Below are 22838 nucleotides of genomic sequence, written 5' to 3'. Positions count from 1 at the left end.
GTAAAGTACGTAAATTTATTCAGCGTGATGAAGAAAATCCTGGGTATATTCTTTATTTATATTGTTTTTGTTTTGCAAGTGGCTGCACAGCAAGAAAGACAGAAATTGTACCACCCTGAAGCAGATGCACAATCTGAAATACAAGCAGCTGTCGAAAAAGCAAAAAAAGAAAGAAAGCATGTTTTTATCCAAATCGGAGGAAACTGGTGTGTCTGGTGCTTGCGATTTAATGAACTGGTTACCGGAAATGATACATTGAAGAATTATATACAACGTAATTATGAGGTTGTGCATGTGAATTATAGTAAAGAGAATAAGAATGAAGCCGTACTAGCTTCCTTAGGTTATCCACAGCGGTTCGGGTTTCCGGTATTTGTTATTTTGAACGAAAAGGGGAATCGGATTCATACCCAGAATAGTGCCTATTTGGAAGAAGGAAAAGGACATAGCGCCAAGAAGGTACTTGAATTTTTGGAGAACTGGTCACCCACAGCATTAGACCCGAAATCGTACAAGCAGTAATTTTTCAGGAGAATGTCTCGTGATGGAAATAAATGACGTATCATACTTTACTCATGAAGTTATGTAACAAAAGTGCTATATTAAGCTCCAATATTAAAAGTAAAGGTAATGAAAGAGCAAAAAATCTTGATGATGATTCCGGATATTGCACCGGAGGAAATGATATTTTTAAGGAGCGCTTTACAAGCTATTAAGGAAGAGAATGCAGAAGAATTTCTTTTTCTTTACAAAGGGAAAAGAAAAGGGACGCAAGAAGTGATGCTGATGACCTTAATAGGCTTTCTCGGCATTGCAGGCATCCAACGCTTTATGCTAAAACAAATCGGCATGGGCATATTATATCTTTTGACCTTTGGCTTTTGTTATGTCGGAACAATTGTAGATCTCATCAATCACAAAAGGCTTACGAGCGATTATAACGAACAAATGGCTCTTGAAACAATGCAGCTTATGCAAATCTATCGCGCTTAACTCCAAAGGGTTGCATTTGTCAGTTAGGTATCGTAGTCTGCATATTCGATGGCCCGCTTTCGTTTTTTAAGCGATCAATAGCTGTTATGACATAAGTGTATCGCGACCCTCCTCTGACAGCCTGATCGGTATAAAAGGTTCGATTCGCATCAAAGATTATTTCCAGGATATTTTGAGCATTATTTAAATTAATTTCCTCCCCTTCGTCAAATCGATACACAACATAGCCATAGGCCGTTTCCCCATCGGTTGCTATTGGGGGTTTATCCCATCGTAAGGATACACCGCCGGTAGTTAAATTATGATAGAGGAGATTTTGTGGAGCCAATGGAGGAATACTATCGAGCCAGGGCATGGTAGGTTGGAGGGATTTGTATCGATAGAAATTGTATTGTAAGGAATCCCTAAAGCCACCAAGATTATTCACAAGTGATTTGGAGCTAAAATAAACACTTCCTTGTATAGCCGAAAACTTCCTCAAGTGGCGAATTTGATTTGGAAGTTGACGTCTGTCCCTCCAGCCCGTGCTATTGTCCGCGGCTCGATAGGCGGCTTGTCCAATATATATATGCTTGCCGTAGCCATTTGTACTCCACCAATCGATGAGTATTTCATAGGCCGCAGCGCGATTATTAAAAGGGAAATATATCTGCGGATTAATATAATCAACCCAGCCATTTTGGAGCCATGTTCTTGCATCAGCGTACAATTGAGAATAACCACTTAAACCGGAAGTTTCAGAGCCTTCAGGATGTTGTTTTTTATTTTGCCAGATACCAAAAGGACTGATACCGAATTTTACATATTTCTTTTCGTGGTGGATACTATCTGCCAATGTTTTTATCAATTGATTGACATTATTTCTTCGCCAATCATCTATCCTTGAAAAGCCTTGTCCATAGCGTTGGAAAGTATTTGCATCGGGAATAGATTGTCCCCCCGCTGGATAAGGATAAAAATAGTCATCAAAATGAACGCCGTCAATATCGTAGTTTTTAACAACAGACATAATTACTTCCACAATGTACTTTTTTACTTCGGGGATACCCGGATTGAAGAGCTTTTTTCCTGCATAAGTGAAAAACCAGTCGGGATGTTGTTTGGTAATATGATTGCTACTAACATTTGCTTCGTTTAAGTCGAAGGTAGCACGATAAGGATTAAACCAAGCGTGTAACTCCATTCCCCTATTGTGGGCTTCTTGTATGGCAAAATCCAAGGGATCATATAAAGGATTGGGAGCCTGTCCCTGGCTGCCGGTTAAGAAGCGTGACCACAACTCCTTTCCTCGTGCATATATTGCATCGGCGGAGGGCCTAACCTGTAGAAATATAGCATTAATGCCCGCCCGTTGATGGGCATCTAAGAGCCGTAAAAGCTCTTGTTTTTGGATGTCGGATGACAGGCCGGCTTTACTTGGCCAATCTATATTGACAACAGTGGATACCCAAACACCTCTTAGTTCTCTCTTAGGAATAGGATCTGTACTTTGTGCTTGCGTACTCAAGCAAAGAAATGGAAAAAGGTAAAATAAGAGGCCTAATGATTTATTAAAGAGGTGAATGTTCATCAAATATACAGTATTTGTTTCAGTAGCTTTTCTTTATAAAAAGCTGTAAAGATAAGTATAGTATTGAGTATGAGAAAAAAATTGAGCAAAAGTGTAACTGCTGATCGCGGTATGTATTGATAATAGTACAGGCGAAGGTTTATCACCATGAAAGCATACGGATATACTGCTTTTTTAGGATAATTGTTGTTGGAACAATTTTTGCTAATCGTTTTGAGCCTAATGTTTAAACGTACAAAAATGGAAGAGAATGATATAGTCTATAAACCGTCTGTTAAACTAGATAACAATCGGGGTGTTGAGCAGCAAATAGACGTACAGGAACGAGGAAAAGACAATCCAAAGATTTATTTTTTCATTTTCGCTATTTTAGCGTTACTAGCTACGAACATTTATTTTTATATTAAATATAAGAGTTCCAGCGAACAACAAACAACGATATTGAGTGAGAAAATTCAGATGGAGACCGAGCTGGATAGGATCGAAGTGGAGTTGGACCGCGTTACCAAAGAAAACCTGAATTTAACGGAATCCTTAAAAGCAACACAAGATAATGCGCGGACCAAAATAGAGGAATTGCGTGCAAAACTGACTCAAAACGAATTGAATCGTACCGAGCTTCAAAGGGCGAGGGAGGAAATTGCCGAACTGAGAGGAGCAGTATCTAGGTATACAAAGGATATCAAGCAGTTGAAAAACGAAAATGCGTTATTGGTATCGGAGAGGGATCGTCTGAAAGAGAGTGTTACTACAGCGACAAAGAAAGCAAGCGAGCTGGAGAATATTAATAGTGAACTTGAACATAAAGTAGAAATTGCTACGGCATTGAAGCTTTCTTCGATCAATATAAATGCAGTTAGAGAACGAAAAAGCAACAATGAAAGTGTAGAGACCAAAGCAAAACGTACGGATAAGTTAAAAATAGAGTTTAGTATTGCCGATAATCCACTTGCAAAAAAAGCGATTTACGATGTTTACATCAGAGTGATAGAACCCAATGGAAATTTGTTGATTACAGAGAACCACATTTTCGAAGTAGACGGCGTGGAGATGCAATATACAGACAAGACGGGAATAGAGTTTTCAAACGACGGAAAACTTTATACGATTGAGTGGAAAGGCGCTGAAAATTTTAAACCCGGAACATACACCATTGTATTATATACGAATAAGGGAACCATGGGAAAGGGGACCATTCGACTGACGTAAAAACGGAAAGGTCAGAGTGGTATTTCTATAAAAAAGGTCGTTCCTTTACCGATTTCTGTTGAATAGCTGATCGAGCCTTTCATACTTTCAACGGTTTGTTTTACGAAAGCTAAACCCAGTCCGGTACCGGAGCTTTTGGTCGTGAAATTTGGCTGGAATATGCGATCTCGAACCTGTTCATCTATTCCATTTCCATTATCTTTAATGGCGATAATCAACAAGCTTTTATTTCTTTTCACAGAGATATGGATTAAGCATTTTCCGCGGCCAGCCTTTGCTTCTATCGCGTTTTTAATGAGGTTGCTAAAGGATCTTCGGAGTTGGTCTTTGTCTCCTCTTACCATCACAGATCCTTCTGCCTGGTTGCTGAAAGAAATCTCAACGGCGGCGGTGTTGTTGTAGATCGGTATTATTTTTTCTATTGTATCGATAATATCCACGTCTTCAAGCTGTGTGTCGGGCATTTTTGCAAAATTTGAAAATTCGGAGGCAATAGTGGATAAACTATCGATCTGCTCAATGAACGATTTACTAAAGCGCTTGAATTTTTGGTCAAAATTAGGATCATTTTCCTTCCACGAGCGTTCTAGTAATTGCACACCGAGTTTTAAAGGCGTTAGAGGGTTTTTTATCTCGTGAGCCACCTGCTTAGCCATCTCCCTCCAAGCAGACTCCCTTTCAGATTGCGCTATTCTGTTAGCGCTTATTTCCAAAGCCGCAATCATGTTGTTATATTCTTTGATTAAGGAGCCGATTTCATCGTTTCTTTTCCAGAAAATGGGCTCATTTGTTTTTCCGATAGAAGTTTTTGCTAAACTTCTCTGAACCAGGCTTAAAGGCGAGGTAATCCGGTTAGCAATAAACACGGCAAATAAACCTAAAGCGACTATTACTAGTGCGTATATATTTATCAGCGTACTTAGCAACATCCCTATCCGATCCGCAAATTCCTTTTCGTCAGAAAAATAAGGAAGGCTTAAATAAGCAATCGTTTCGTCCTGATCATTTTTTATAGGGGCATAAGCAACCGGGTATTCTAAATTGCCGATCGCTTCCTTATGGAAATATTCAGATCGCCGGAATTTAGACATATGCAACCAAGCTTTGGCGTTCATGTGTTTTGACGTTAAGCCCAGGTCGTAAATCTTACTTTGGGTGGTATAAAATAAAACACCTTCTGTATTGTAAAGACTGATATCGGTTGCGTTTGAAGTTGCGGTATTGTAAAGTTCTTTTTCAATTTCGGGATTTTTGGCTTCGGGATTTTTAAAGGCGGAAGATTCCAGCCCGGATGTAATGGTTTCTAAACCGGAAACCATTTGATTAATGCGTTTAACTGTATTTATTTCCTGTTGGTGTGCATATTGATTACTTACACTGAAGAAGGTAATAACACCGGCGATAATCAAGGTAATTACAACAGCCGAAACAACAAAAGCTTGTATACGTGTCCGATACAGGATCTTGTTTTGTGTTATCCAAAAAGAGCGCCTTACTGTTCGAAAACTGAAATCATAATTTTTAAAAGTTATAATCAACCATTGTGAGGCATAGACCGTAACCGCAAAAACCAGGAGTACAAGGAATAAAAAGGACAAGGAGGCTAATTGCATCCAAAGGCCTTGCCGATCTTTGCTTAATACCATTAATATATGCTCATTTGGTCGATACATGAGTTCCCCTCCCCCATTGACCGTGTTTACCCGAATAAATTGAAAACGTTCTTTTGGATAATCACGATCGTTTGCAGGAAAAAGGTGATCCCCAAACTGATTGAGCAACTTTCCGTTCCGGTAAAGGGCAAAGGAATATTGCTCTAGATTTTCTTGCTTATTAAGTCGACCATTACTCAGGATTTCAGGAAAGGATGCATAACGCTCGAAGGCCTTACTTGTCAATTCAATTAATGTCGTGCCCACTTCTTTTCCATCGGCAATAACCGGGATTAGACCAAAATATAAAAGGCTCCCGAAATTGTTGTTAATGCGATAAAAATATTCCGAAACCTTGATGGAACCAGATTCCACCTTTTCTTTGTAATAAGCTAATTTTTGAACATTCTTAACCTCATTGGTGAAACCTTTTTTCAGTTCATATATGTTAAATTCGTAGCGAGAAAGGTAACCGCTGAAATAGGTTTGTTTGATGTAATCGTTCAGCACATGAACATTATACTTTTGAGGTTGTGAGAAATAGTTTATTAGATAATGATCTTTCGCAACCGTATTTTCTATGCTGTAAAAAATAAATACAGCATCCGGGTCGTCTGCCGACTCCAAGCGCTGCAAGATTAATTTCTGGGTTTCCAGTTCTTTATTATTAATAAACTTAGTCTGATTTAAGGATGCAATCCACGCAAAAAGCAGCAGGGTGGTAATGAATACAACCAAGTTAAAATCTTTCTTGCTGAAGAAAGTTAAGGCTCGCAGTAAAATGATGCTGCTAAAAAGAAAGAAGGATAAGGTCAGTTCATTTATGAAAAGAAGAGTAACGCTGTAAACAACAAGTGTTATAAAAGACAACGTGAACCATTGGCGTTTGTGAATATCAAAGCTTAAACTAACTGCCATCAACACTTCCAACAGTAAATAAAGGTTGAGTATAACCAGGCATAAAGCAGAGATTCCCAGCCAGCTAAAAATGTTGAGTTTCAAAACATTCGTGACATCGAATTGAATATTTGAATTTCCGATTAACCCACTAAAAACCTGAACAATTTGAGAACTGATCAGATAAATAAGAAGTGATGATAGTACAAAAAATAATACCTTCAGAAAAGTATTGGTGGAAGGCCTCTTTACAAAAAGCTGAAATCGATAATTGTAGATATAGCACATAAACCAGGCACCGGCAATTACATTCAATAAAAAGGCGCCTAAAGAGGGGAAAACAAAGCTTGAGGCATAATATTTCGGATCAAAAATCTCATTAAAAAAGTGAGTGGCGAGTAAACCATTAGATAAATCGAGGTATCTTGTCAGGATAAAAAATGAGAGAAAGGCCAAGGCTGACAACTTTACTTTTCCTTTACCTGCCATCCACGCGCAAACGCTGTTCATTAGAACGGTTGCAAAAAACATAGCGGCAAGCCACATCGCCAGCTCTAACTTGGAGAAGAGCGTATTGTATGTCTGTTGTTTCAGCTTCACCGAAAACAGGTATTTCCCATCGCTACTTCGTATATTATATACAGGATTATCGTCGTAATTGGCAATCGTCAGATTCTGGCTACGGATTAAATCCGGTGAAAAGTCCTCGTTGAGATAATCGTTTTTTAGTGCATATTTCGATTTAATAGGAATTAGGCAAACTACAGAAAATCCACCTTTTGATCTTTTAATCGCTTCATACCAACCATTATCTGCTACAATTAATGAGCTTCCTTCGGGTAATCCGGCATCTGATTGCGGCACGATCTTATCGGAGCCCCAAAAGGTCAGCTCGCTATTGGAATAGGTATATACCAGAACTTTTTTCTTTTCCCCAAAATATTGAACAACGTGCGCCGTTAATTTCTCATTGTTTTGAATGTCTTTAAGCGCATTAAAACTGGCACTATCTTTAAGAAAAGCTTTTATGAAGAGTTCCTTTTTATGTAGGTTCTGCTCGATCCGTTTTGCCTCTATCCGTAAAATTTCTTCCTTTCTGAAAGTTAAATGAATAGTTAGTGCCGTGCCAATAAAGCAGAGTGTTAGTACCAGAAGTAATACCCGTATTTTTAAAGAGTTATTCAAAGTAAAAAGTATTGCTTTTGGTAAAAATATGAAAAAACCTCATACGTATAAAGAAAACGTATGAGGTGTAGAAAGAATACGGTATTCTCGTAAATTTAGGGGAGCTGAGCAGCGGCGGTCTCTGCTTGCCTATTTACCTTCTTTACCAGTCCCTGTAACACATTTCCCGGACCTACTTCTGTAAAAGACGTTGCCCCATCGGCTAACATGTGTTCAATAGTTTGTGTCCACTTAACGGCACCGGTTAACTGCGCAATGAGATTTTCTTTAATTTTAGCAGGATCGGAATAGGCTTTGGCATCAATATTTTGATATACCGGACAGATCGGTTCTTTGATGGACACTTTTTCAATGGCTTCTTGCAATTCTGCGCGTGCCGTTTCCATTAATGGGGAATGAAAAGCGCCTCCGACATTTAATTTCAACGCTCTTTTTGCGCCCGCCTGCAATAAGAGTTCACAAGCTTTATCGACTCCCGCAATCGTTCCGGAAATTACCAATTGTCCGGGACAATTATAATTGGCAGGAACAACGACGTCACTAACGCGCTGGCAAATATCTTCGACCGTAAAATCGTCCAAGCCTAAAATAGCAGCCATGGTCGAAGGCTGAATCTCGCAAGCCTTCTGCATGGCGTTGGCCCTTTTGGATACTAAGATAAGACCATCTTCAAAGCTTAGCGCTTGGGCTGCCACAAGTGCTGAAAACTCACCCAGTGAATGTCCTGCTACCATTTGTGGATCAAATTGATCGCCGAGTGCTTGAGCTAGAATAACGGAATGTAAAAAAATTGCGGGTTGTGTAACGTTCGTTTTTTTAAGATCGTCTTCTGTTCCTTCGAACATTATATCCGTAATACGAAATCCCAAGAGTTCATTTGCCTGTTCAAATAGATTACGGGTATTTTCTTTGTATTCGTAAAGATCCCGTCCCATTCCTACAAATTGGGCTCCTTGTCCAGGGAATAAATAGGCCTTCTTCATGCGTTTATGATTGTTTTAATGGATAATTAAGGAAAGAAAGATAAAGCAAATTAGTCTAGACTAGCGGTTATCAGCCGCAAGAACTCAGCTCTCGTGCGTTCGTGGGCGAATTCTCCGGTAAACGCAGAAGTAGTGGTAACCGAGTTCTGTTTTTGTATACCTCGCATAGCCATGCACAGGTGCTTGCATTCGATTACTACCGCAACTCCAGCCGGATTCAATGTTTCTTGAATACAATCCCTTATTTCATTGGTAAGCCTTTCTTGTACCTGCAGGCGGCGGGCAAAAGCATCTACTACCCGCGGGATTTTACTGAGACCAACAATGTGTCCCTTTGGAATGTAGGCAATATGTGCCTTTCCGAAGAAGGGTAAAAGGTGATGTTCACACATTGAATAGACTTCTATATCTTTTACGACCACCATTTGGCTATAATCTTCTTCGAACATAGCGCTTTTTAAGATGGCAGCAGGATCGATATCATAGCCATGGGTTAGGTATTGCAAGGCTTTAGCAATACGCTCGGGTGTCTTTAATAGGCCCTGACGTTTTGGGTTTTCGCCAAGTTGAGATAGAATGTCTTCGTAGTGGTTGGCTATACTCTCAATTTTATCGGTGTTATAACGATCAATTTTTACATAACCATCAAGCTCCTCATCATCCAAAGGGGCTTCGTTATTGTTAATATTCATCGGATTGTTCCTCATTATTATTAGTTTCCAAAATATTCCACCGAATTGTTTTCGGTTTCCTGAAGTTTTATACTATGCAGTTGTGCGCCTGCCGTCTCAATAGGGCTTTTGAGCTGGTTGAAGATCTCTACGGCAAGAACTTCGGTAGAAGCCATTTTACCACGCATAAAATCCACGTCCAAGTTTACGTTTCGGTGGTCCAGCTTTTCGACAACGTGTTGCAAAATAATAGTCTTAAGGATTCGTAAATCCATTACAAACCCGGTGGTGGGGTCTATCTCGCCCTTGATGGTAACAAATAGTTCATAGTTATGACCATGCCAGTTAGGATTGCTACATTTACCGAAGGTCGCTTCGTTTTCTTCCAAGCTCCAATCGTCGCGGTATAATTTATGGGCTGCACTAAAACGCTCTCTACGAGTAATATAAATCATAATCAATTATTAGCCCGCAAAGATAAGCTTAATAATTTTAACATTTTAGGATTTTGATGGATGAAAATCATTATATTGCCTTTCTATTACTTATGACCAAATGTTTAATAGTTGCAGCAACCGCTGCAGAGATAGGGCCCTTTATTCAATCTCTAGAAGGAAAGGAGCAAAAACCGGATATCTTAATAACAGGTGTTGGCATGGTTGCTACCGCTTTTGCCTTGGGAAAGACCTTACCTAACAAAAGCTATGATTTTGCGATTAATGTTGGGATTGGCGGGTCTTTCTCAAGGGATATCGGTCTTGGCGACATCGTTTTCATTGAAAAAGACCTGTTTTATGAATTGGGGGCAGAAGATGATCTGCAGTTTTTATCGATAGATGAACTGGGTTTTGGGAAGGCTGCGTTTCGGGCGATACCGGGCTTCCCCGCAGATCTTATCGGAAGGTTTAGAAGCGTAAGCGGGCTAACCGTCAACAGGGTTCATGGAAATGATAAAAGTATTAAGCTTGCACTGGAAAGGCAACAAGCGGAAGTTGAAAGTATGGAAGGTGCAGCGTTCTATTACGCCTGCGAACAAATAATGCTACCTTGTGTACAGATACGAAGCATATCCAACTATATTGAAAGGCGTAATCGGGAAAATTGGCAGATCGGGCTCGCTGTCAAAAATCTAAATGATTGGCTCATCTCTTATTTTAACTAAACAGCATCTTTTGAGATAAAATGACATTCTAAACAAGAAAGATGCTGCGGGTTCTGCTACTTTTGCTATGGATGTTCACATGAAATAGAACGTAAACAGAAAAGCAATGAATTTGACACTTGGATTTTCTCCCTGTCCCAACGATACTTTTATTTTTGATGCTATGATCCATCACAAAATTGATACGGAGGGATTAACTTTTGATGTATTTTATGAGGATGTAGAATCCTTAAACCATAAAACATTTGATGGCACGCTTGATATTAGCAAGCTAAGTTTTCATGCCTATGCTTATGCGCTTGAAAAATACGTCTTGCTGGACGCAGGAAGTGCTCTGGGTTTCGGCGTCGGCCCCTTGCTTATTTGCAAAAAGGAGGAACTGGTGCAGCAAGTGCTTCAGGGAAGGGACGAACAAGTTATATCGGATTTAAAAGTTGCAATACCGGGGAAGTATACAACGGCGAACTTTCTGCTTGGTTTAGCCTTTCCTCAGCTTCAAAACAAAGAGATACTCGTTTTTTCCGAAATAGAACCAGCGTTATTGAAAGAGCAGGTCGACCTTGGTTTAATAATTCATGAAAATCGTTTTACTTATCAAGATAAAGGGCTGCATAAGGTTCTCGATCTAGGCGATTTTTGGGAAAAAGAAGCCGGATGTCCCATTCCATTGGGAGGAATCGTAATAAGAAGAGATATACCGAATGATATCAAAATGAAGGTCAATCGTATTCTAAAAAGAAGTGTAGAATATGCTTTTGCACATCCGGATTCCGGCATTGATTTTATTCGTCAACATGCGCAGGAAATGAGTGAGGAGGTCATGTATAAGCATATTGAATTGTATGTTAACAAGTACTCGCTTAATTTGGGACAAGAAGGCAGGAAGGCCGTACAGGTTATGTTTGAGAAAGCACGCCAGTTAAATTTAATACCTGCGATCCGGAAAAACTTGTTCTTAAATTAGCAAAAAATGCCTTTTGATCCGTTGGCCTAAACAGAAACATGTTTTTGTTGTTCTAAAACTGAAAATACTTAAAGAATGAATAGACACACCTATCAAAGTGGAATAATAGGAAATTGTGCCTACATTGCGCATGTACAAACAAATACGAATATTTCTTGGTTATGCTGGCCGGCCTTCGATAGCACCTTTGTTTTTGGCAGTAAACTTGATAAGGAAAAAGGCGGTGAATTTTCAATTCTTCCCGATGGGAAGTTCCAGTCGGAGCAGCGGTATATTCCAAATACCAATATTCTGGAGACGATAATTTCTAATGAAGAGGGGACCTATAAAGTAACCGATTTTGCTCCTCGATTTAGACAATATGACCGCTATTTTAAGCCATTGATGTTAATTAGGAAGGTAGAGCGTATTAGTGGGGAGCCGCGTGTTCGCATGCGTTGTTATCCGGTAACCGATTATGGAAGGACTGCGCAGGACCGGCATAGAGGGAGTAATCATGTCGAATTTACGGGCGGCAGCGATCATATGCGGTTAACAACCAATGTTCCTATCAGCCATTTTTTTGAGCCAGGTACTTTTGTACTTCATGACACGAAGTATTTAATATTAACTTATGGAGAACCCTTAGAAGCGCCTCTTGAGGAGACGGCAGAAACATTTCTGCGACAAACCATAAATTATTGGCGTACGTGGATTAAACACACCACGATTCCTCCATTTTATCAGGAGGCGGTTATTAGATCGGCATTGGCTTTGAAGCTTCATCAATATGAAGATACCGGTGCATTCATTGCCGCGAGCACGTCCAGTTTGCCTGAGTCGCCGGGCAGCGGACGAAATTGGGACTATCGATATTGTTGGATAAGAGATAGCTATTATGTGTTGGCTTCACTGCTTCGTATCGGTCAGTTTGAAGAAATGGAACATTATGCCGAATTTATTTCGAATATATCTGCTAATGAAGAAGGGCGGTATCAACCACTTTATAGCATTACGGGACGAAAGGAATTAATCGAAGAGGAACTGAGTCATCTGTCGGGTTATATGGATAATAAGCCGGTTCGGTTAGGGAATCAAGCATATGAACACGTGCAAAACGATGTTTACGGCCAAGTTTTATTATCACTGCTGCCCCTGTATACAGACAAGCGCTTCGTAGGAAAAGAGAAAGGGCATTCCTCCGTATGGTTGGATATGATCATTGGTAAAATAGAGCAAACAATTGACGAAAAGGATGCAGGAATTTGGGAATTTAGAAATTTTGCCAATTACCATTGCTATACGAATCTCTTTCAGTGGGCAGGAGCTAAAGCTGCCTATCGGATTGCTAAGGAAATCCGGGAACCAAAATTAGAACAACGTGCAGAAGCATTGATTTTACGGGCTTCAAAGCATATTGAAGATTGTTATGATCCCCAAAGAAAAGTTTACACGCACGCGGTAGGTAGTGGGCATCTGGATGCCAGTACGTTGCAGCTTATTATCATGAATTATCTGGATCCGGCGTCTCAAAAGGCCCGAGATCATTTAAGAGCGCTTGAAGGAGAGCTCCGAGCTGAAAATGGTCTTTTCTATCGGTATCTTCATGCCGATGATTTCGGTAAACCCAAATCGACTTTTCTTATTTGTGCCTTTTGGTATGTCGAGGCCCTGGCTTCTGTAGGAAGGACACAAGATGCGATTGAAACCTTCGAGAATCTGTTGCCTTATGCAAACCATCTGCTGCTGTTTAGCGAAGATATTGATGCAAATAATGGCGATCAGTGGGGAAACTTCCCCCAGGCATATAGCCATGTGGGGCTTATTAATGCCGTTAACAGGATTGCTGTGAAATTAGGGACACCACGATTTTTGGTAACGGGATCTTAATCCCGTTACGTTTCTACCAAGAAAGTAAGCAAATCGCGGACCTCTTCCTGATCTTCCAAATAATACTTTGCTGCTGACACATTGCTACCAACCTTGATACTAATCGCTTTTTCAGGCAGGGCTTTGAAAGTGTCCTCGTCGGTTCTATCATCACCTATTGCTAGAATAAAATCGTAATCGGTGTCATGTAAAAGATTTAGTGTGGCCCGACCTTTATTTACGTCTGCATTTTTCACCTCTACGACTTTGTCCCCATCAAGCATTTTAAGACCGTAGGCATTTAAGTGGTATTGAAGATTATCCATCAGTTCGTTTGCACGAAGCGATCCTAGTCCCTTCTGTACCTTGCGATAATGCCAGGCTAGCGAATAACTTTTCTCCTCAATAAAGGAACCTGGTGTTTTATCCGTATAATCCTCCATCAACTTTTGCACTTCACTTTTCCAGTTAGTGGATAGTCCGGGAACTTGCTCCCAATCGCCGACGCTATTCTTTTTCCAAGCGCCGTGTTCGGCAATCAATGTATAGCTTTTTGCTCCGAACCATTGTTCGAGCGTGGTGTGTTTTCTTCCGCTTATAATGACCAAGGTGTTCTTTTTATCCGCAACGAAAGCATCCAATAAATTATATAAGGCCAGGTCGGGGGAAGCTTCGTCGATTTCCTTTTTAAAGCCAACAAGCGTGCCATCGTAGTCAAATAACAACAGGCGATTACGGGCTGCCTTATATCTTTCTTGTATGGCAAGCCGAATAGAAGCTTTCACTAAATTCGCCATCGAATTCTTTTGCATCTGTTTGACATCCTGTAAACGATTCATAAAAATCTTTACCCAATGTTTGATGTTGAATTTGAAAACGACCGCTCGCATGGCTTTCATTCTTTCTTCCATTTCGGCTTTCGGCATATTTAAAGCGGTTATCAAGGCCTTTCGAATTTCTGAAATATTGTTTGGGTTTACCAGTAAAGCATCGTTAAGTTCCTTTGATGCTCCCGCCATTTCACTAAGAATTAAGACGCCGGTATTATCGTTTCGGCTCGCAACATATTCTTTGCTTACTAAATTCATCCCATCACGCATCGGCGTGACGAGGCATACATCCGCAACATTATATAAAGCAGAGATAATTTCAATTGGGTACCCATGATAAAAATAAGCAATCGGGTGCCATTCGAATGTTCTAAATCGTGCATTAATGTGGCCCACAAGCCGGTCAATCTCGTCTTTTAATCGTTTATATTGCGGTACGGTGTCGCGGGATGGTACCACAATCATATAAAGAGTAACCTGCTCAATATATTCAGGGTTTTTTGAAAGTAACAGTTCGAAAGCATTTAATCGTTGAATAATACCCTTACTGTAATCTAACCGGTCGATGGATAGAATAATCTTTTTTCCATTAAAGTTTTGCTTGAAATTCTGAATATGCGCTAATACTTCCGGATCGTTTCCTAATCGCGAAAATTTCTCACTATCCATGCCCATTGGAAAAGGTTCAGCCAGAACAATACGATTTTCTACACGCAGCCGATTTGCATCTGCATGGATGGGAAGCAAATGTGTAGCTGCGCTAAGGAAATGACGAACATCGTCAAAGGTATGGAAACCGAGTAGATCTGCCCCCAACATCCCACGCAATAGTTCTTTTCGCCAAGGTATTAAACGAAAGAGTTCCTGCGAAGGAAAAGGAATGTGGTTAAAAAAGGCAATGGACACTTCGGGTTGTTTCAGCCGGATTAAGCCCGGTACCAACAAAAGCTGATAATCATGGACCCATACCGTATCGCCGGGATTTAGTTCGCGTAGGATAATGTCAGCAAATTTTTGGTTCACCTGAACATAAGCTAACCAATTTTGGTAGTTGTAGTTTGCATATGTAGACAGGTAATGAAATATAGGCCAAAGGACTTCATTGCTAAAGCCTTCATAGTAGCGCTTAATTTCTTCTTTATTTAAGAATACCGGAATTAAGTTGAGCGACTTTAGTCTTTGCGTAACCTCCTGTTGTTCACGTTCTCCCTGAACGTCTACTCCAGGCCATCCAATCCATATATTGTTTCCCTCTTTATAAATAGAGCCCAAACCGGTAGCTAGTCCTCCTTCACTTGGAATAAAACTCAATTCGTTATTTTCTTCAACAATCTTTACAGGTAATCTATTCGAAACGATAATTGTTTTGTTCACGATATTTTTAATTTTTTATGATTATTAACCAAAAAACGGATCAACAGTTTGGAAAAGGGCCAATTTTTGGTGTGCTTTTTACGAAGTTGTTAAATATAACAAAATTTATTTAGGGGCGGAGCGTAATCGAAACCTGTTAAAGTGCATCTTTTATAGTGAGAACAATAAGAATAAACCGTAGGTTTGACATCAATATAATGAAAAAGCTTTTACCATTTTTATTGATATTGTTTGTTGCCCTCTTCTCTTTTTATTACAAAGGCATGCCGGAAAAATTGAAGAGAGGTTTTGGTCGGGTACTTGTAGTAGCCATCGTTGTGTTTTGGGTATATTTGCTGTTAAAATACATATAAGTTTAAAGAGCTTCAAATAATTGCTGTAGTTTTTTATTTTTTAATAGGAATTTTTTTTATCTTTGCAGCCCCGCAGTATATAGCTCCGGGAAATATGTTGAATACATAAATTATCTCAAATGGCAACTAAAATAAGATTGCAAAGATTCGGTAAAAAGGGAAAACCTTTTTATCATGTAGTAGTGGCAGACTCACGTGCACCTCGCGATGGTAAATTTATTGAACGGTTAGGTTCGTACAATCCGAATACGAATCCGGCAACAATAGACCTAAATTTCGACAAGGCTTTAGACTGGTTAACGAAAGGGGCACAACCTACAGATACCGCGCGTGCTATTTTGTCTTACAAAGGCGTGCTTTACAAAAAGCATTTGTTAGGCGGTGTAAAGAAAGGTGCTTTTGATGAAGCAACGGCTGAAAGTCGCTTTCAAGATTGGTTAAAAGGAAAAGAGGAGAAAATAGAAGGAAAGAAAGACTCGCTTTCTAAATCAAAAGAGGAAGTTAAAAAAGCAGCATTAGCAGCAGAAGCCAAAAAGAAAGAAGAGAGAGCAGCGGCATTAGCGGCTAAAAATGCTCCTGTGGAAGAGCCTGCTTCTGAAGAGGCTCCGGAGAATGCTTCTGATAGCGAAGAAACTACAAGCGCTGAGTAATAGAATAGCGTATTAATATTAAGTGCCATTCTTAAAGAAACATCTTAAGAATGGCATTTTGTTTTTCAAGCTTTTTTTCAGGAGAGTACATATTCCATTAGCATTTACAAAGGAATGAGTCATGCATATTGAGGATTGTTTTTATATTGGTTATATCAGTAAAACAAGGGGTTTAAAGGGGGAAGTCCAGCTATATTTTGCGTTTGACGACTATAAAAAGTTAGATTTCGATACGGTATTTTTAGAGATCGAGAAAAAACTCGTTCCTTTTTTTGTCGATTCTTTTAAAATCCAATCTAATAAAACCGGATATTTCTTTTTTGAAGATGTGGAACATATAGACGCGGCAAAAGAGCTTTTGCGTAAGTCTGTATATCTGCCTAAAAGCAAAATGCCTGAAAGGGATGAAAATGAATTCTATACCTCCGATCTTGTAGGTTATTTGGTGTATGATGAGCATCATGGCGAATTGGGGGAGATTATAGCGATCAATGAATATCCCCAACAGGATATCGCGGTGGTTCACTATCGGTTTAAGGAGCTGATGTTTCCGGTGAATGATGATTTTATTGTGAAAATAGATGAAGAACAACATGTTTTGCATGTCGACCTACCCGAGGGATTGGTTGATGTTTACAATGAATGATAATTATGCGCTTTGATATCATAACCGTACTTCCGGGGCTTTTGGAAAGTCCTTTTGCTCATTCTATCCTGCAACGGGCCCAAAAAAAAGGATTGGTAGAGATTTATGTTCACAATTTACGTGATTATGCTACCAATAAACATAAAAGTGTAGATGATTATCCTTATGGAGGAGGAAGCGGAATGGTTATGCAGATAGAGCCTTTTGCCGCTTGCATTGAGAAGCTACAAAGGGAAAGGAATTATGACGAGGTCATATTTATGAGCCCCGATGGGGAACGTTTAAATCAAACGATTGCCAATGGGCTGGCTTTACACGAGAACCTTATCATTCTTTGTGGACATTACAAAGGGATTGATCAGCGAATAAGGGATCTCTACGTTACGAAAGAAATTTCCATTGGTGATTATGTATTATCCGGCGGGGAATTACCTGCTGCGGTATTGGTTGATGCAATTGCTCGCCTTATTCCCGGAGTCCTATCGGATGAGACTTCAGCGCTCTCTGACTCCTTTCAGGGAGAACTATTGGATGCACCCGTCTATACCAGACCTGCTGAATGGCGTGGGCATAAAGTTCCGGATATCCTGTTGAGCGGCAATCAGTCATTAATCGATAACTGGCGATATGAACAGTCGCTGGCAAGAACACGCGAAAGAAGGCCTGATCTCTTGGATGAATAGTTGATAAAGGCAAAAGCAAGTAAAAATAAAAAAGCAAAATAGGTTTTTAATTTTAAAATAAAATAGCTAATATTGCAGTCCGATTTTTACGGGTTAAAAATCGTTGTTAATTACTTAAAATCATGGATTTAGTAAAATTTGTAGAAGAGCAGGCGGTAGCAAAAAATGAAGTTCCTGCATTTAAAGCTGGTGATACCGTTAGCGTTCACTATAAAATTCGCGAAGGTAACAAAGAGCGTATACAGGTATATAAAGGGGTAGTTATTCAAAGAAATGGGGCAGGATCAAATGAAACCTTTACGGTTCGTAAAATGTCTAATGGCATTGGTGTTGAACGTATTTTCCCTGTAAACTCACCTAATATTGATAAAATTGTCGTTGATACATACGGAAAAGTACGTAGAGCAAAACTATTCTATTTGCGTAGCTTAACCGGTAAGGCCGCTCGTATTAAATCGAAAAGAGTATAAGCAGAGCGATTCATTCTGCGCACGAAATAAAAAAGCCTCTTAATGACAAGAGGCTTTTTTTATTGCTTTCCCTCCCATTCATTGAAAAATTGATGAAGAAAGTCTAGCATATATTGATGCCGTGATTCTGCCAAACGTTTTCCCGTTTCCGTGTTCATTTTGTCCTTTAGCAGCAAGAGTTTTTCGTAGAAATGATTAATCGTTGGAGCGGTTGTATTTTTATACTCCTCTTTGCTTTGGTTCTCTTTTGGTTTTATGGCCGGGTCGTACATGCTTCTGTTTTTGTATCCCCCATAATTAAAGGCACGAGCGATACCAATTGCACCAATAGCATCCAAGCGATCTGCATCCTGAACGATTTCTAATTCTTTTGACCAAAATTCAATTTTCCCTAAGCTTGCTTTAAAGGACATGTTCTTAATAATGTTGCAGACATGTGCAATCGTCGTCTCCTCAAGGTGAAGGGAGCTTAAAAAGGAACGGGCTATTCGGGGGCCTAATTCCTCATCGCCGTCGTAAAATTTGCTGTCAGCTATATCATGCAGTAAGGCAGCTAACTCGACAACCATGATGTTCGCTGTTTCATTTTCTAAAATGAGCCTTGCGTTTTTCCATACACGTTCCACATGAAACCAATCGTGACCTGCTTCAGCCGTTTTTAGTTTTGATTGAACAAATTCTTTGGTTTTTAATATAATGCCGTTGGTCATAAGTGTTCTTGAAAATTGATGGGTTCGTTCTCCTCAAAAGCAACATAGGCTCTTAACCAAGGATCGGTACCGATCAGCTTCCACTTATGCCCTTTGCCAGTGGTATCTGTCGCGATTAAAACCTCCCCTGTTTGTAGTATGAATGTCTTTCCCAAAGAAGTGGTAAACTCCAAGCTTCCCTTCAAGGTGATTACATATTGTGTCCGTGGTGCGGTATGCCAGTCATAAGATGCTTTAGCGGCGGTTTCTTTGAAGTGTAGATGCCTAACATCGGTTATTAAATCATTGGTAACGAAACCCTCTTTAAAATGAGAGTGGCCATCGGCACCGGTATACAGTATATACGCTTTAATCATGTTCAGGATGGGTTCTTCTACTTCCATCATAAAGTTCGTATGCCAGTAAGCGGCAATCCAATTTTCCATTGTAGAACTCTACCCGTTTATAGGTATGAAGCCCAATTTTTTTCGCAAGGTCGGGATTTCCTGTAAAGATAAAACCATTGTAACCTTTGCATGATTGTTTCATAAAATCACCCATGCGTTTATAGGTGTGTTCGAGTTTGGTGTGAACACCCAAACGTTCTCCGTACTCAGGATTAAAAACAATAACGCCGGAGGAAGAGGGCACGGTCGTTTGTGCAAAATCACAAACTTCGAATGTAATTAGCTGATCTACGCCGGCCGTTTTGGCATTAGCCTTTGCTATTTCCACGGCTTCTTGCGAAATATCGGAAGCAATGATTTTTAAATCCGTTGGTTTGATGATTTTTTCTTTTAGCGCTCTCCTTGCAGCGAAAAATACCTGCTCATCATAGCCCAAGAAATGCATAAAAGCATAATTCATGCGAAATAGGCCAGGTTTTCTGTTGGTTGCATGGAGCGCAGCTTCTATGGCTAGTGTCCCTGATCCGCACATCGGATTAATAAACGGTGATTTTTTGTCCCATTCCGTAGCAAACAACACGCCGCTGGCTAAGGCCTCTAACATGGGGGCTTTCCCGGGATGCTTGCGATAGCCATGTTTGGCTAAGGTTTCACCGGAAGTATCTAAGTATAGATCTGCCTTGCTTTCTTGCCAAAAGAGGTGAACAACAGCTTTATTAAGTTCCGCTCCCGAATTGGGGCGGACACCCTTCTTTTCTTTAATACGATCAACGATAGCGTCCTTTACCTTCAGGTTGGCAAATAATGGGGTTGTAATCGTTTCGTTATTAACGGTAGATGTAACGGAAAAATATCCATTAAAGTCGATCAAATCTTCCCAGGCAATTTTCTTTATTTCGCTGTAAAGCTGAGCGGCATCAGCGGCTATGAAAGAGCTGATCGAATATAGCACTTGACTCGCACAATGCAAATTGAGATTGAGCGTAATACAGTCGTTCATACTTGCGCTGATTTCGACGCCGGTACTAAAAGCTCTTTTAATGGAAAAACCGAGTGCTTTGACTTCTTGCTGCAAATAAGGTGACAATCTTTTATTGCAGGTAATGATAACTTTTTGAGGAGTGTTGAAAACTTGCATAGCTTATTGTGCGAAGTTACTGATTATTGTCGCCAAAAATCCTTAATTTTACAATTTATATCGTTTTAATGTTATGGAAATAAAAGGCAAGGTACATGAAGTTGGTGCGGTACAGCAGGTTACGGATTCCTTTAAAAAAAGAGATCTGATCGTTCAGTATGCTGAAAACCCGCAGTTTGTAGAATATATAAGATTTGAAGCTACGCAAGATCGGGTTAATCTTTTTGATAACCTGGCTCCCGGCGAAGATATAGAGGTTTCTTTTAATTTAAGAGGGAGACCGTGGACTAATAAAGACGGTGTTACAACCTATTTTAATTCTTTGGTTGCGTGGCGGGTTAATAAGGTTGCACCGGAAGGTGCAGGCGCAACCCCTCAGTATGTACCGCCTGTAGACATCTCCTCTGCCCCTGGAGACGACGATGATCTACCCTTCTAAAAGTCTTTCTAAGAAAAAAGAGCAAGCTACTTCTATAGCTTGCTCTTTTTTTTAAGATATCTATTAAAAACATCAGACAGGTTCTTCACACGTTTCTTAAATACTGAAATTTTTAATACTTCGTGGCATGTTTTGGTCATTGGCCTCAAGCTTGGTGTGTTAAAAATTGTTAAAAGAAGTCTGAAAAGCAAGTGCTTGCGTATTTTTGTGTATATGAGGCGTAAAAGTATAGGGCTGATTATCGGGTTAATGCTATTTGCCCTTTTGGGTGTAATAGCGATGCAATATTATTTCATTCATCAATCTTATAATCTTAAAGCGCAATTGTTTGATGAGGCCGTTAATGCCGCATTAAATACGGTTGTGCTGAAAGCAGAGAAAAAGGAAGCTATTGATTTTATAGAGGCTCAAGAAGCAAAAAATATTCGTAACAAACAGCTTCGGGAAAAGCAGCAACGGGAGATAGAGGAAGAGTGGCAGACAAAAGCCGTTGTTGAACGTATGCGCAGGCGCCAACGCCAAATGGAAGCTGAATATCGTGAGTTGGAGTCGGAGCTAAAACGACAGTTTCCAAGTGCTACGCTCATACCAAATTGGTTCTATGAAACCTATATGCGTGATCCCAAGTTGAAAAGATTGGTAAAAGTATCACTGAAGCAGAGCGCATCAGGTATTTATCAGAATAATAGCATGGAGATATATGCCGAGCGATCTGTTACCAATCCCAAAAAGGCCAAGGACGATAGTGTACGATACGTGATTTTGGACGATTATGCCAATGAATTTGCTGTCGTGGTGCTGCCTCCGCCAAGAGATCGTCAATTAGATGAGCAGATTAAACGCTATGAAGAACAGGAGAAGATTCGGCAAGCCACCCAGTTCTTCGATTCTTATATGTCGAATGCGCAGCAACCGGCAACTTCGGTTATTGAAAATTTGGCAAATGACTTTGAATTGGCAAAGCAGCCATTAAAGAAGCGTATAAACCCCTCCTATATCGAAGCAGAGCTAAAGGAAGAGCTGTTGCATCGAAAGATAAACCTACCTTTTAATATGGTGATAACCGAGGGAAGCGATGATTCTGTTCTTTTTCAGATGGCATCTTTTAACGGTAATTTTGACCTAAAGAACTCCTATGCCACGCTTCTATTTCCAAATAGCATGATTAAGTCTTCAGGAAAGTTGGCAATTAATTTTCCGAGCAGGACCTCTTTGTTGTTAGGTAGTATGGGCGTCATGCTTGGGTCGTCGGCGGCATTACTGCTTGTTTTGATCGGATGTTTTACTTATACGATTTTTATCATCTTGCGACAGAAGAAAATTTCGGAGATGAAAACGGATTTTATAAACAATATGACACATGAGTTTAAAACGCCCGTTGCCACTATTATGATTGCCAGCGAATCGTTAAAGGATCCGGAAATTATTACGGACGCTAAACGCGTAGACAAGCTTGCCAGCATTATTTATGACGAAAATGTCCGGCTAGGAAATCATATAGAAAGGGTGTTGAATATTGCCAAAATTGATAAAGGCGATCTGAAGCTTGATAAGCAGGAATTGAATCTTAATGATTTGGTGGCGGCAGTTGTTGATAGCATGGATTTACAACTAAAAAAGCGGGACGCACAGGTAGATATGCAAATTGAGGCGGCTAATCCCATTTTGTATGGTGATGAATTCCATTTATCGAATGTTATCTTTAACCTTATAGATAATGCTATAAAGTACAGTAAGGATATTCCTGAAATTACGATTAGAACTAAAAATGTCGGTAACCATCTCCATATTATCGTAGCAGATAAGGGTATCGGCATGAGTAGGGACCAACTGTCTAAAATTTTTGATCAATTCTATCGAGTATCCACCGGAAATCTACATGATGTTAAAGGTTTCGGTCTTGGACTGAGCTACGTACATGATATTATTAAACGAATGAAGGGAACGGTAAAGGTGAAAAGTGAGAAGAATAAAGGAACGGAGTTCGAATTGATTTTACCTACTATAAAGAACTAATCTCATACG

Annotated in this window: 21 protein-coding genes; 12 read left to right on the top strand and 9 right to left on the bottom strand. The window is 39.9% G+C overall.

Annotation, left to right across the window (positions count from 1 at the left end; all coding sequences use genetic code 11):
- Positions 1 to 27: 27 nt before the first annotated feature.
- The gene (locus M1D52_RS24720) at positions 28 to 522 is read left to right on the top strand and encodes a thioredoxin family protein (RefSeq protein WP_437394136.1); all 495 of its coding nucleotides are present in this window, start codon (positions 28 to 30) and stop codon (positions 520 to 522) included.
- A gap of 108 nt (positions 523 to 630) precedes the next feature.
- Positions 631 to 993: a TM2 domain-containing protein gene (locus tag M1D52_RS24715; protein WP_013664604.1), complete on the top strand. Its 363-nt coding sequence runs from the start codon at positions 631 to 633 to the stop codon at positions 991 to 993.
- Positions 994 to 1012: 19 nt separating this feature from the next.
- Here the strand turns inward: M1D52_RS24715 and M1D52_RS24710 are convergent, their stop codons facing one another.
- Positions 1013 to 2563 carry a glycoside hydrolase family 10 protein gene (locus tag M1D52_RS24710; protein ID WP_437394137.1) on the bottom strand — a complete coding sequence of 517 codons (1551 nt, stop codon included), beginning with the start codon at positions 2561 to 2563 and terminating at the stop codon, positions 1013 to 1015.
- 240 nt (positions 2564 to 2803) lie between these two features.
- On the opposite strand from M1D52_RS24710, the gene M1D52_RS24705 reads away from it, so the two are divergent.
- Positions 2804 to 3772, top strand: a complete 969-nt coding sequence (locus M1D52_RS24705; protein ID WP_437394138.1) for a hypothetical protein — start codon at positions 2804 to 2806, stop codon at positions 3770 to 3772.
- Between the two features lie 11 nt (positions 3773 to 3783).
- Here M1D52_RS24705 and M1D52_RS24700 read toward each other — a convergent pair whose 3' ends face one another.
- The 4 genes from M1D52_RS24700 to M1D52_RS24685 all read right to left on the bottom strand — a co-directional run bounded on the left by M1D52_RS24700 (position 3784) and on the right by M1D52_RS24685 (position 9615).
- A complete protein-coding gene (locus M1D52_RS24700; protein WP_437394139.1) occupies positions 3784 to 7506 on the bottom strand; it encodes a sensor histidine kinase in 3723 nt (1240 codons plus the stop codon).
- Between the two features lie 95 nt (positions 7507 to 7601).
- A complete protein-coding gene (fabD, locus tag M1D52_RS24695) occupies positions 7602 to 8489 on the bottom strand; it encodes an ACP S-malonyltransferase (RefSeq protein WP_013664608.1) in 888 nt (295 codons plus the stop codon).
- Positions 8490 to 8539: 50 nt separating this feature from the next.
- Positions 8540 to 9196, bottom strand: coding sequence for a GTP cyclohydrolase I FolE (folE, locus tag M1D52_RS24690; RefSeq protein ID WP_013664609.1), 657 nt, complete (start codon positions 9194 to 9196; stop codon positions 8540 to 8542).
- 5 nt (positions 9197 to 9201) lie between these two features.
- Entirely contained in the window at positions 9202 to 9615 is a 414-nt protein-coding gene (locus M1D52_RS24685; RefSeq protein WP_130854615.1) for a 6-pyruvoyl trahydropterin synthase family protein, read from the bottom strand.
- 92 nt (positions 9616 to 9707) lie between these two features.
- On the opposite strand from M1D52_RS24685, the gene mqnB reads away from it, so the two are divergent.
- From mqnB to M1D52_RS24670, 3 genes are all read left to right on the top strand, one after another.
- Entirely contained in the window at positions 9708 to 10322 is a 615-nt protein-coding gene (mqnB, locus tag M1D52_RS24680; protein ID WP_437394140.1) for a futalosine hydrolase, read from the top strand.
- Between the two features lie 106 nt (positions 10323 to 10428).
- Positions 10429 to 11286 carry a 1,4-dihydroxy-6-naphthoate synthase gene (locus M1D52_RS24675; protein ID WP_130854614.1) on the top strand — a complete coding sequence of 286 codons (858 nt, stop codon included), beginning with the start codon at positions 10429 to 10431 and terminating at the stop codon, positions 11284 to 11286.
- 75 nt (positions 11287 to 11361) lie between these two features.
- On the top strand, positions 11362 to 13155 hold the full coding sequence (locus M1D52_RS24670; protein WP_130854613.1) for a glycoside hydrolase family 15 protein: 1794 nt from the start codon (positions 11362 to 11364) through the stop codon (positions 13153 to 13155).
- 5 nt (positions 13156 to 13160) lie between these two features.
- Here M1D52_RS24670 and M1D52_RS24665 read toward each other — a convergent pair whose 3' ends face one another.
- Positions 13161 to 15338 (bottom strand): bifunctional alpha,alpha-trehalose-phosphate synthase (UDP-forming)/trehalose-phosphatase, encoded by a 2178-nt coding sequence (locus M1D52_RS24665; protein WP_130854612.1) that lies wholly within the window; start codon positions 15336 to 15338, stop codon positions 13161 to 13163.
- A 472-nt stretch (positions 15339 to 15810) separates the two neighbouring features.
- On the opposite strand from M1D52_RS24665, the gene M1D52_RS24660 reads away from it, so the two are divergent.
- The 4 genes from M1D52_RS24660 to rplS all read left to right on the top strand — a co-directional run bounded on the left by M1D52_RS24660 (position 15811) and on the right by rplS (position 18140).
- A complete protein-coding gene (locus M1D52_RS24660) occupies positions 15811 to 16341 on the top strand; it encodes a 30S ribosomal protein S16 (protein ID WP_013664616.1) in 531 nt (176 codons plus the stop codon).
- Between the two features lie 121 nt (positions 16342 to 16462).
- Positions 16463 to 16987 (top strand): ribosome maturation factor RimM, encoded by a 525-nt coding sequence (gene rimM / locus M1D52_RS24655; protein WP_437394141.1) that lies wholly within the window; start codon positions 16463 to 16465, stop codon positions 16985 to 16987.
- 5 nt (positions 16988 to 16992) lie between these two features.
- The gene (gene trmD, locus M1D52_RS24650) at positions 16993 to 17670 is read left to right on the top strand and encodes a tRNA (guanosine(37)-N1)-methyltransferase TrmD (RefSeq protein ID WP_041388015.1); all 678 of its coding nucleotides are present in this window, start codon (positions 16993 to 16995) and stop codon (positions 17668 to 17670) included.
- A 122-nt stretch (positions 17671 to 17792) separates the two neighbouring features.
- Positions 17793 to 18140, top strand: a complete 348-nt coding sequence (gene rplS / locus M1D52_RS24645; protein ID WP_013664619.1) for a 50S ribosomal protein L19 — start codon at positions 17793 to 17795, stop codon at positions 18138 to 18140.
- A gap of 59 nt (positions 18141 to 18199) precedes the next feature.
- Here the strand turns inward: rplS and M1D52_RS24640 are convergent, their stop codons facing one another.
- The 3 genes from M1D52_RS24640 to M1D52_RS24630 are packed head-to-tail and all read right to left on the bottom strand — an operon-like array spanning position 18200 to position 20374.
- Positions 18200 to 18850: an HD domain-containing protein gene (locus M1D52_RS24640; RefSeq protein WP_437394142.1), complete on the bottom strand. Its 651-nt coding sequence runs from the start codon at positions 18848 to 18850 to the stop codon at positions 18200 to 18202.
- On the bottom strand, positions 18847 to 19236 hold the full coding sequence (locus tag M1D52_RS24635) for a cupin domain-containing protein (protein WP_013664621.1): 390 nt from the start codon (positions 19234 to 19236) through the stop codon (positions 18847 to 18849). Before M1D52_RS24635 ends, M1D52_RS24640 begins: the two co-directional genes overlap by 4 nt.
- Positions 19199 to 20374, bottom strand: a complete 1176-nt coding sequence (locus M1D52_RS24630; protein WP_437394144.1) for a THUMP domain-containing class I SAM-dependent RNA methyltransferase — start codon at positions 20372 to 20374, stop codon at positions 19199 to 19201. Before M1D52_RS24630 ends, M1D52_RS24635 begins: the two co-directional genes overlap by 38 nt.
- Positions 20375 to 20447: 73 nt before the next feature.
- On the opposite strand from M1D52_RS24630, the gene M1D52_RS24625 reads away from it, so the two are divergent.
- Positions 20448 to 20813, top strand: coding sequence for a DUF3127 domain-containing protein (locus M1D52_RS24625; protein WP_013664623.1), 366 nt, complete (start codon positions 20448 to 20450; stop codon positions 20811 to 20813).
- Positions 20814 to 21026: 213 nt separating this feature from the next.
- Positions 21027 to 22829: a sensor histidine kinase gene (locus M1D52_RS24620; protein ID WP_041387153.1), complete on the top strand. Its 1803-nt coding sequence runs from the start codon at positions 21027 to 21029 to the stop codon at positions 22827 to 22829.
- The last annotated feature ends 9 nt before the right edge of the window (positions 22830 to 22838 follow it).

It is taken from the genome of Olivibacter sp. SA151 (assembly GCF_054130995.1).
Note: the sequence above shows the minus strand (reverse complement) of the source record. Positions and strands in the feature narration are given on the sequence as shown.